General features: G+C 34.3%; 11 protein-coding genes. All 11 read left to right on the forward strand.

Annotation, left to right across the window (positions count from 1 at the left end; all coding sequences use genetic code 11):
- Positions 1–1347: DNA translocase FtsK (locus tag VIL26_05070; GenBank protein HEY8390303.1), on the forward strand; the 1347-nt coding region annotated here is incomplete at its 5' end.
- Positions 1344–2651: a 30S ribosomal protein S12 methylthiotransferase RimO gene (rimO, locus tag VIL26_05075; protein HEY8390304.1), complete on the forward strand. Its 1308-nt coding sequence runs from the start codon at positions 1344–1346 to the stop codon at positions 2649–2651. The genes VIL26_05070 and rimO, both read left to right, overlap by 4 nt.
- Positions 2648–3232 (forward strand): CDP-diacylglycerol--glycerol-3-phosphate 3-phosphatidyltransferase, encoded by a 585-nt coding sequence (gene pgsA / locus VIL26_05080; protein ID HEY8390305.1) that lies wholly within the window; start codon positions 2648–2650, stop codon positions 3230–3232. Before rimO ends, pgsA begins: the two co-directional genes overlap by 4 nt.
- A 96-nt stretch (positions 3233–3328) precedes the next feature.
- Positions 3329–4372: a CinA family protein gene (locus VIL26_05085; GenBank protein ID HEY8390306.1), complete on the forward strand. Its 1044-nt coding sequence runs from the start codon at positions 3329–3331 to the stop codon at positions 4370–4372.
- A gap of 55 nt (positions 4373–4427) precedes the next feature.
- Complete coding sequence (recA, locus tag VIL26_05090) at positions 4428–5435, forward strand: recombinase RecA (protein HEY8390307.1); 1008 nt, start codon at positions 4428–4430, stop codon at positions 5433–5435.
- A gap of 125 nt (positions 5436–5560) precedes the next feature.
- Complete coding sequence (gene rny / locus VIL26_05095) at positions 5561–7162, forward strand: ribonuclease Y (protein HEY8390308.1); 1602 nt, start codon at positions 5561–5563, stop codon at positions 7160–7162.
- 220 nt (positions 7163–7382) lie between these two features.
- Complete coding sequence (locus tag VIL26_05100; protein ID HEY8390309.1) at positions 7383–8300, forward strand: stage III sporulation protein AA; 918 nt, start codon at positions 7383–7385, stop codon at positions 8298–8300.
- Between the two features lie 9 nt (positions 8301–8309).
- A complete protein-coding gene (locus VIL26_05105) occupies positions 8310–8813 on the forward strand; it encodes a stage III sporulation protein AB (protein HEY8390310.1) in 504 nt (167 codons plus the stop codon).
- Between the two features lie 30 nt (positions 8814–8843).
- A complete protein-coding gene (spoIIIAC, locus tag VIL26_05110; GenBank protein ID HEY8390311.1) occupies positions 8844–9065 on the forward strand; it encodes a stage III sporulation protein AC in 222 nt (73 codons plus the stop codon).
- Entirely contained in the window at positions 9056–9442 is a 387-nt protein-coding gene (spoIIIAD, locus tag VIL26_05115; GenBank protein ID HEY8390312.1) for a stage III sporulation protein AD, read from the forward strand. The genes spoIIIAC and spoIIIAD overlap by 10 nt, the downstream gene beginning before the upstream one ends.
- The gene (locus VIL26_05120) at positions 9443–10651 is read left to right on the forward strand and encodes a hypothetical protein (protein ID HEY8390313.1); all 1209 of its coding nucleotides are present in this window, start codon (positions 9443–9445) and stop codon (positions 10649–10651) included.
- Positions 10652–10826 lie beyond the last annotated feature (175 nt).

The raw sequence follows: 10826 nt of genomic DNA on the forward strand, positions 1-10826 counted from the left end.
AAAGGACCTGCCGTTACCAGATATGAACTGCAAATGCCGCCTGGAATTTCTGTTAGAAAGATAGCAGATAAAGCTGATGATATAGCTTATTCTATGGCATCAAACGGAAAAGTGCGTATAGAAACACCTATTCCTGGCAAACAAGCAGTAGGTATTGAAATACCTAACAATACTATAGAAGTAGTATCTTTAAGAGAACTGATTGAATCAAGAGAATTTAATATGCACAGTTCTCCGCTTGCGTTTGCTTTGGGCAAGGATATTGCAGGAAAAAACATTTTTACAGACCTTGCCAAAATGCCGCATTTATTGGTAGCAGGTGCAACCAATTCAGGTAAATCATCTTGTCTTAACGCCTTGATAACCAGTATTATATACAGATCGTCACCTTTGGATGTAAGGTTTATATTGGTTGACCCTAAAAGGGTAGAATTTACCAGCTATACTGGTTTGCCGCATCTATTGTTAGAACATCCGATTACTGAGCCGGAGCAGGCGCTTAATGCCTTTGAATGGGCAATAGAAGAATCTGAAAAGAGATTTGAATTGTTTGTTTCATATAAAGTTAGAGATATAAGTGACTTTAACAATATGTCCGTTGTAAAAAATGGAGATGTTCAGAAGTTGCCTTATATAGTCATTGTTGTGGACGAATTAGCTGATCTTATGTCTCAAGCAAAACGTGATTTTGAAGATAAAATTCGTTCCATTGCTCAAAAATCGCGTGCTGCAGGCATACATCTAGTTCTGGCAACACAGCGACCTTCAGTAGATGTCATTACAGGTACAATAAAAGCCAATTTGCCTTCAAGAATAGCATTTTCTGTTACTTCGTTTGCCGATTCGAAAACCATATTGGATCAAGGCGGAGCAGAAAAATTGCTTGGAAGAGGAGATATGCTTTATGCACCCGTCGATAAGCCCGAGCCGTTTAGAGTACAGGGTGCGTATGTAACCAATGATGAAGTATATGATGTAGTTAACTTTATAAAAGAAAATAATGAATCATTCTTTGATAAAGAATTAGAAGAAAGGATATTAAAAAATAACGAACAGGAAACAAACGATGGAGTAACCGTAGCTAATTTTATTGATGATGCTGATCCCAATCTTCCTAACATCATGAGAATGTTCTTGGAACTAGGACAGGCATCAACTACATTAATTCAAAGAAGATTCCGCTACGGATACGCCAAAGCTGCAAGAATTATGGATCAGTTGGAGTTAAAAAAATATATATCGGCTTTTGACGGAACCAATAAGCCCAGAAAAGTTTTAATGACCCCTGAACAGTTTGAAGAAGAATTTGGCGAGCCATTTGATTTGCAAGAAGATAAAGACAAATGAAAACAATTGGAATTATATCATTAGGGTGTGACAAAAACAGAGTGGATACCGAAAAAATGCTAGGATATTTAACGGGTTCTGCTTTTGAAATTACTGATAATATTCAGGATGCTGAAATCATAATTATCAATACTTGTGCTTTTATAGAAAAGGCGCGTAAAGAATCTATTGATACGATTTTAGACGCCATACAGTTAAAAGAAAATAAGTGCGAAAAGATTATTGTAAGCGGCTGTTTGAGCCAAAAATATCTAAATGAACTAAAAAAAGATTTGCCCGAAGTTGATGCTTTTATAGGCACTTCTAATTATTCGGATATAGTCAACATTATCAATCGTCTATATAACGGCGAACAGTATTACAGTACAGTTCCCATAGATCAGGACACAACAAATAGAGTGCTTACAACGCCGGGGCATTATGCTTACCTTAAGATTGCAGACGGATGTGATAATCGCTGCACTTTTTGTGCTATTCCGGATATTAGAGGTCATTATCGTTCGAGAGAAAAAGAGCATATTTTGCAAGAAGCGCAAGATCTTGCTGATATGGGTGTAAAAGAAATTCTTTTGGTGGCTCAAGATACAGGCAGATATGGTACTGATATTTATAAAAACTATAATATCGTAAGTTTATTGTCTGATCTTACCAAAATTGACGGTATCGAATGGATAAGACTTTTATATTGCTACCCTGAAACAATAACTGATGAATTGCTTGATCTTATTGTAAAAGAACCCAAGATTTGCAATTATCTTGATATTCCGCTTCAGCATGTAGACGATACAATATTAAGAAGAATGAATCGTCATATAACAGAACAGGGCGTAAAAGACCTTATCAAAAGAATAAGGGCTGCTGGAGATATAAGCATTAGAAGTTCGTTTATTTTAGGATTTCCTCAAGAAACTGATGAGCAGTTTGAAAAGTTGTTAAAGTTTTTGGAAGAATATAAACTTGACAATGTAGGGTTCTTCACTTATTCGAAAGAAGAGGGAACTCCTGCGTCTAGAATGAGCGGACAAATACCTTCTAAAATAAAAAATCAAAGACTGAAAGCAGCAGCTGCCGTTCAACAAAAGGTTGTAATTGAAAATAATAAGAAATATCTCAATAAAACTTTAAAGGTTTTGTATGAGGGTATTGATTATAAGAAAAAGTTGTTTTACGGAAGAACGCAATATAATGCACCTGATGTAGATACTACTGTTTATTTCACTGGTAATTTTGCTGATATAGGTAATTTTTATAATGTTAAGATAACTGACATTTTAACTTATGATCTAAAAGGAGAAATGCAATGAATTTGCCCAATAAATTGACTATTGTAAGAATTTGTCTAGTACCTGTTGTTATTGCACTATTTTTGCTTGATGCTGTAATACCTTATGCAAGGCTCTGGGCTACTTTGGTCTTTATTCTTGCGGCAATTACAGATTTTGCTGACGGTTATATAGCTAGAAAATATAACTTGATTACCACTTTGGGAAAATTTTTGGATTCGATTGCAGATAAAATATTGGTTTCATCATCTTTAATTTTGATTATTCTCGCAGCTCCCGAAACATACGGAATTAACATTATAATAGCAATAAGCGTAATAATCATTTTGATAAGGGATTTGATTGTTAATACAATAAGAATGCTTGCTGCATCCAAAAATTTCATTATGGCTGCAGATATGTCTGGAAAAGCCAAAACTGCATTACAAACCGTAGCAATTCCTATTATTATGAGTGCTCAGGATGTGGGACAACTTTTGAATTTTAATTATATGTATATGTATGCTGTTGGCTTGGTTTTGTTTTTGATTTCTATTGGATTGACAGTTTATTCTGGAATACATTATTTTCAAAAAGGCAGAGCAGTCATAAAAGAAGATTAGTTTGCTGAAAAGCTAGAAAACCCTTTACAAACACAACCAAAAGCTGTATTCTTATAATATAAACATATATTTATTTTGGTTTTAAAAAGGTAAATAATGAAAGTATCTATTTTGGCTTTGCAATATACACAACATGTTGATTGTGAACAGCAGTTTTCACAGTTAATTGATTTGCTGACCAAAAATGGTATTGAAGTTAATTCAGTAACTAAGGCAAAGTTTTTTGAAGATGATTTTCTTATTTATTTGAAATACCTTAGTTCTATATCGTCTTATATTATCATATTAAATGCTGACAATAAGACCAAGCAAATTTTGGGCGCAAATGAAGCCGATATTTATATCTCATATAATTCTAGCGAAGTTGTTTTTATTGATACTCAAAACGGTATTTCTTTGTTTGAAAACATGGTTTTGCCTGTCATATTGTCCAAATCAATTACTCACAGATACAAGCACATTTTGAGAACTTATGGTATTAATGCATTGCAGGCGAAAGAATTAATAAAAGACATATCTCGCGCAAAAGCTCGTGTTAGTATAGAGTTTATTGAAACTCGTTCTTTATGTGATATTGAAATAGGCTATACAGACAATATGTCAGGTATTGAAGTTATTAATATAGTCAATCAAATTAAAGAAGCTTTGAAAGACTACATTTATGCTGAAGGCAATACAAGTTTGAGTCAAAAAGCATTTGAATTATTACGTGAAAAGGGCAGAAAAATTTCTATAGCAGAATCATATACAGGCGGAACAATTGCATCTCAATTAGTAAATAATGCAGGTGCAAGCACTGTTTTGTATGAAGGATTGGTAACTTATACTGACCGTGCAAAAGTGCTAAGACTTGATGTTCAAAAAGGCGTGATTGAAAAAGAAGGCGCTGTAAGCAGCGAAACGGCTTATCAGATGGCGGCTGGATTGATTAATGCAGGTGCAGATATAGCATTGGCTACAACAGGGTTTGCAGGTCCTGAAGGGGATCAAGTGGGCTTGTGCTATTTGGCATTGGGAGATAAAAACCGTATTCATATATTTGAAAATCATTTTTCTGGAAACCGTGCTGATATTATTTTACAGGGCTGTGATAATGCATTTTTCAAATTGATAAAATATCTTAATGCTTCAAACGATTAATAATTTTTTTATATATTACTTTTTTATACTACGACATTGAAGGAGAAAATAATAAATGGATGAAAATAAAAAGAAGGCGTTAGAACAAGTCATTACTCAAATTGAAAAGCAATTTGGTAAAGGTTCAATAATGAAATTCAACGAAAAAGTCAATACGCCTATTGAAACAATTTCTACAGGTTGTTTGTCTTTGGATTTTGCAACAGGTATAGGGGGATTGCCTAGAGGAAGAATTATTGAAATATACGGACCTGAATCTTCTGGTAAGACTACTGTTTCATTGCATGTTATCGCTGAAGCACAGAAAAAAGGTGGAACTGCTGCATTTATTGATGCTGAACATGCGTTGGATCCTCTTTATGCAAAAAATCTAGGTGTTGACCTTGAGAATCTTTACATATCTCAGCCTGATAACGGCGAACAGGCACTTGATATAGCTGAAAGTCTTGTCAATAGCGGTGCCTTGGATGTAATAGTCATTGACTCCGTGGCAGCTCTTACTCCAAAAGCCGAAATTGAAGGCGAAATGGGCGACAACTACATAGGACTTCAGGCGCGTCTTATGTCTAAGGCGTTGAGAAAATTGGCAGCAAACATAAATCGTACCAAGACATGTATGATATTTATTAATCAGCTGCGTGAAAAGGTAGGAGTAATGTTTGGTTCGCCAGAAGTAACTTCGGGCGGCAAGGCTTTGAAATTCTTTGCAAGCATTAGAATTGATGTAAGAAAAGTAGAAACATTGAAAGACGGAAGCGATATGATAGGAAGTCATACAAAAGCTAAGATTGTTAAAAATAAGCTGGCACCTCCTTTCAAGCAGGCTGAATTTGATATCATATACGGTGAAGGAATATCTAATGAAAGCTGTATACTTGACTATGCAATTGAATTTGGAATTGTAGAAAAGAGCGGTTCGTGGTTTAGCTACAATGGCGAAAAAATTGGTCAAGGAAAAGACAACGCGCGCAAATTTCTTGTTGATAATTCTGAAATATGCAAGGAAATTGAAGCAAAAGTTAAGGAATACGTTGCAAATAACAAAAACGCTTTGTCAATGTAAAAAGCAAGTTGACATTTGATTTTTTATTGGATAAAATAAACTCAATGCATTTGATTTATTAAAATAAATTTGATTAATTCTTATAAGTCATATACGCATATTGAAAATTGAATAGGAGGTAAAAAATGAACGGCAATTTGCTGATCATTTTGTTGGCTAGTATTCCTAAAACCGTTCTTTTGATAGTTTTACCTATCGCTGCATTGTTGATAGGACTTGGAGTAGGTTATATAATAAATGCTCAAATAGTTAAAAGCAAAATCGGCAGCGCAACAGCGACTGCTGACAAAATTATCAAAGACGCTAATATGGAAGCCAAGACAATCAAAAAGGAAGCAATTTTAGAAGCTAAAGAAGAAGTTCACAAATTGCGGACCGATTTTGATAAAGAAGTAAAAGAAAGACGCAACGAAATTCAAAGAACAGAAAGCCGAATAATACAAAAGGAAGAATACCTTGATAAGAAAAAAGAAACTATAGAAAGAAAACTAGAATCTTTAGAACAAACGAGTAGAAATTTGGCTTTAAAAGAACAAGAGCTAGAACAAGAAAAACAGAAATTGAAAGAATCTGAGGCGGAGATTACCAAGGAACTAGAGAAAGTTGCCTCAATGAGCAGAGACGAAGCAAAAGCTTTATTGATATCCCAATTTGAAGATGAGGCCAAAAAAGATGCAGCAGTAATTGTAAGGAATATCGAGCAAACAGCCAAAGAAGAGGCAGACAAAAAAGCCAGAAATATTATTAGTCTTGCTATTCAAAAATGTGCTGTAGAACATACTGCTGAAATTACCGTGTCAGTCGTGCCTTTACCCAATGATGAAATGAAAGGTAGAATAATTGGGCGAGAAGGCCGAAACATTAGAGCGTTAGAAAGTGCAACCGGAATTGATTTGATTATAGACGATACTCCCGAAGCAGTTATTTTATCAGGTTTTGACCCTGTAAGAAGAGAAATAGCCCGTATTGCTTTGGAAAAGCTTATAGCAGATGGAAGAATTCATCCTGCAAGAATAGAAGAAGTTGTTGAAAAAGTAAAGAAAGACGTTGATAATCAGATAAAAGAAGCTGGCGAAAATGCCATGTTTGAAACAGGAGTTTACGGACTGCATCCTGAACTGGTAAAACTTGTTGGACGATTAAAGTTCCGTACAAGTTATGGTCAAAACATTTTGAAACATTCAATTGAAGTATCCCATTTGGCAGGAGTTATTGCTTCAGAACTTGGATTGGATGTTGCTTTGTGTAAGCGTGCAGGACTTTTGCACGATATAGGAAAAGCAGTTGATCATGAAGTTGAAGGAACGCATATTTCAATAGGTGTTGAGTTAGCTAAAAAATTCAAAGAAAACAAAGATGTAATACATTGTATAGCAGCTCATCACAATGACATTGAGCCTGAAACAGCAGAAGCTGTTATAATTCAAGCAGCAGACGCAATTTCAGGTGCACGCCCTGGAGCAAGACGTGAGTCTATTGAAACTTACGTAAAAAGGCTTGAAAAGTTGGAAGAAATTGCTAATTCTTTTGCCGGAGTCGAAAAATCTTTTGCTATACAAGCTGGTAGAGAAGTAAGAATTATGGTAAAACCTGAAGAGGTTGATGATAGTTCTACAGTCTTTATCGCTAAGGAAATAGCAAAGAAAATTGAAAATGAACTTGAATATCCAGGACAAATTAAAGTCAATGTTATAAGAGAACTTAGAAGCACTGAATACGCAAAGTAATTTTAAACGGCACAAGTATAAATACTTGCGCCGTTTTTTTATGATTTTTTAGAACTTATTTTCTTATAAAGACTTTATAAGACCTTAGCTTGTTTAATTTCAACTAAATCTTTTTAAGACCTTGAAAATAATCAAGGTCTTTTTTTATATTACGCTTTCAAAGCACATATTTTTTTAATCTATTTAATATATATTTAAAGATAATTCTTAAGGACAAGTTATGATAGACAATATTTTACCAGAATATTTGGTTGATATTTTGAAAAACAAATTAAATTATGAGTATGTCTATGAAATCAGAATTAGGAGCGGCTTGCCTATATGTATTAATTATGGCGGTAGATATTATTATTTGAATCCTGACGGCATAGGCGGGCGTGAAGGCGGAAGTATAGTCACGGATAGAAAGATGCTGGAGGCTATTATTTATAAGGCAGCAGATTATTCAATGTATGCTGTAAATAACCAGTTGAAACACTCTTATATAACGGTTAGAGGAGGCATCAGGATAGGAATTTGCGGCGAACTTGTAATAGAGGACGACGCTATAAAAAGCGTCAAAAATTTTACTTCACTTATTATAAGAATACCTCACGAAGTAAATGACTGCGCGTTGTCAGCTTATCCCTTTTTGGCGCAAGACACAATATATAATACATTAATAATATCGCCGCCAGGAGGAGGAAAAACTACATTTTTGCGTGATCTGGCAAGGCTTATTTCTCAAGGTCAAAACATTTTAAACACTTTGATAATAGACGAAAGATACGAAATTGCATCGTGTTATAACGGATTACCCCAACTAAATGTCGGAGAGTTTACTGATGTCATCAGCAATTGTTCAAAAAGATATGGATTTGAACAAGGAATCAGGGCAATGAAACCAGATATTATCATTACTGATGAATTGGCTAATCAAAGCGATCTTGATGCAGTTACTTATGCGGTTGGTTGTGGTGTTAAAGTTATTGCTTCTGTTCATGCTTATGACCACTTGGATTTGCTGGATAAACCTGGTTTTGACAGCATTTTAAAAAAAAGGCTTTTTGAAAGATTTGTAGTGTTGTCTAATAGAAAAGGGCCGGGCACTTACGAAGGTATTTTTGATTCTAACTTTAATAATATGTACATAACGTAAGGATAGCTTATGTTGATTAAGATATTAGGGTTTGTATTGCTGACTGGGGCAGGAGCTTTATTGGGATACAGACAAAGCCAGCATTACAAAAAAAGAGAACAGTTATTGAGCGAGGTTGTAAGGCTGTGTGATAGCATGATAAATGACATAACATACTTTCAACCTACCTTGTCGCAAATGCTAAAAAGTCGTTTTGATACTTTTCCGATGCTTGGCAATATGCTGGAAAGATATATCGCATTATTAGATAACAAAATTACAATTGACCATGATGTCTTGCTAGCACATGTTCCGAAAGAAAAGTTTAATGACGAAGAATATATGCTGTTTATTCAATTACTAGATATTTTGGGCAAAAGTGATTCATTAACTCAACGCGGCGGTATTTTGAGTTTGAAAGAGGCGTTTTTGATAAAACAAAATACGGCCATAGAAGAAAGCAAAAAATACGGCAATTTATTTTTTAAGCTTGGAGTTTTGGGAGGCTTGGCGGCAGGAGTGATAGTTTTGTAATGTTAATAATCAAGGATTCAAATTATGCAGATAGGTATTGAAATAATTTTTAGAATAGCTGCGATAGGAATTTTGACAGCGGTAGTAACGCAGATTTTAAAAAAAGCAGACAAAGACGAGATCGCGACATTAGTTACTCTTGCGGGGCTTGTTATAGTATTGCTTATGGTTATAAATATGATAAGTCAGCTTTTTGATGCGGTAAAACAACTATTTAATCTATATAAGGTCTGCAAGACGATATGGACATAATAAAAATTATTGCAATCGGACTGACATCAGCTGTTGCATATTCGCTTTTGAAAGAATCAAAGCCAGAAATAGCTTATCTTGTCTTATTGGCAGGTTCAGTAATAGTTTTTTTAATGGTAGTTGATATGCTGGTAGATATAATATCGACTATAAACGGTCTTGCACAGAAGACGGGACTAGATACAGGAATAATAGCTAGTGTGCTAAAAATAATCGGAATAGGATATATAACTGAATTTTCTGCTGGAATATGCGAGGACATGGGAGCCAAAAGTATGTCGGACAAGGTGTTGTTTGGAGGAAAAGTTATAATATTATTTTTAAGTTTGCCCATTATAACTGCCTTGATTGAATTAATTATATCTATATTGCCATAAATGAAAAAAGTTTTATATATAAACAGAATAAAAATATTGTTAATACTGATATTGCTGTTGCTGACTTTTTGGACAAGTCTAAGTCATTGTTTTGTATTATCCAAAGACATGACGCAAGAAGAAGCCGAGCAAAAATTGCAGGATTCTATAAAAGAACAACTAGACAACATAGATTTTTGGGGCTTAGAACAATTAATAAATTCTTTGAATAATGATCAAAAAACCATTTTTGGCAGTTCGGGTTTTTTGGACAGGGTAAAACAACTGCTTAATGGTAACTTTAACAGCAGTAATATTTTTTCTGCAATAATGTATCTTCTAATAGGAGAAATAACTTCATTTTTGCCGATATTGGCTACAGTTGTGGGAATAGCCACATTATGTTCATTATTAAGTAATCTTCAAATCAATAATAAAGGCACAGGAAATGTTATTTATTTTGCGTGTTACGGTGCAGTAATTTTATCTGTTTCTGTTACAGTTTTTTATCTTGTAATGTTGACTAAAAACACTGTAAACGCAATGCAAACTCAAATTAATTTAATTTTCCCCATTCTTTTAGGCGTTTTAACGGCTATAGGCGGCACAACATCGGCGGCAGTTTATCAGCCTATGGTAAGTGTTTTGTCTTTGGTTGTTAGTAGAATAATGGTTAATATAATACTTCCGTTGTTTATTTTTGGATATATATTTAACATAATTGGAAATTTATCATCTACGATCAAATTAAAAAAATTTACTTCGTTTACTTCAAGCATGTCAAAATGGCTTATAGGCATAATCTTTACAGTATTTACTGCTTTTATGTCTATTCAAGGCATAACAGCGTCTGTGCATGACGGCGTATCTATAAAAACTGCAAAGTTTGCAATAAGTCATTACATTCCGATAATAGGCGGATATCTTTCTGACGGCTTTAATCTAATAATGGCAGGAAGTGTGCTGATTAAAAATGCAGTTGGAGTTGCGGGGTTGTTTTTGTTGGCATCAACTATACTGGCTCCAATTATAAAAATCATTGTTTTAATTTTAACGCTAAAACTTACTGCTGCAATTTTGGAACCATTGGCTAATGAAGGCTTTTCTAATTTTATAAGTGAAACTGCAAAATGCTTGGGCATGCTAATAGCTATTATTTTAAGCGTTGCATTTATGTATTTTATTATGCTGCTTTTAGTTGTTTGTACAGGAAACTATATTTGGGGGTAATGGATGAATCAAGTTTCAAAATGGGTTATGAGTATTGTTGGTGCTGCCATTTTGGGCGTATTGGTCGATCTTGTTATGACTGAAGGCAGTACCAAAAAATATATAAAGAGCATTATGTCAATAATAACGCTTTTTATAATTTTGTCCCCCATACCGGCATTGCTTAATAAAAACT

It is taken from the genome of Clostridia bacterium (assembly GCA_036562685.1).
Taxonomy (GTDB): domain Bacteria; phylum Bacillota; class Clostridia; order Christensenellales; family DUVY01; genus DUVY01.

Coding starts and splice junctions, on each gene's coding strand:
- VIL26_05100 (HEY8390309.1), top strand. CDS start 7,383: ATGATAGACAATATTTTACCAGAATATTTGGTTGATATTTTGAAAAAC.
- VIL26_05085 (HEY8390306.1), top strand. CDS start 3,329: ATGAAAGTATCTATTTTGGCTTTGCAATATACACAACATGTTGATTGT.
- rny (HEY8390308.1), top strand. CDS start 5,561: ATGAACGGCAATTTGCTGATCATTTTGTTGGCTAGTATTCCTAAAACC.
- VIL26_05105 (HEY8390310.1), top strand. CDS start 8,310: ATGTTGATTAAGATATTAGGGTTTGTATTGCTGACTGGGGCAGGAGCT.
- VIL26_05120 (HEY8390313.1), top strand. CDS start 9,443: ATGAAAAAAGTTTTATATATAAACAGAATAAAAATATTGTTAATACTG.
- spoIIIAD (HEY8390312.1), top strand. CDS start 9,056: ATGGACATAATAAAAATTATTGCAATCGGACTGACATCAGCTGTTGCA.
- pgsA (HEY8390305.1), top strand. CDS start 2,648: ATGAATTTGCCCAATAAATTGACTATTGTAAGAATTTGTCTAGTACCT.
- recA (HEY8390307.1), top strand. CDS start 4,428: ATGGATGAAAATAAAAAGAAGGCGTTAGAACAAGTCATTACTCAAATT.
- rimO (HEY8390304.1), top strand. CDS start 1,344: ATGAAAACAATTGGAATTATATCATTAGGGTGTGACAAAAACAGAGTG.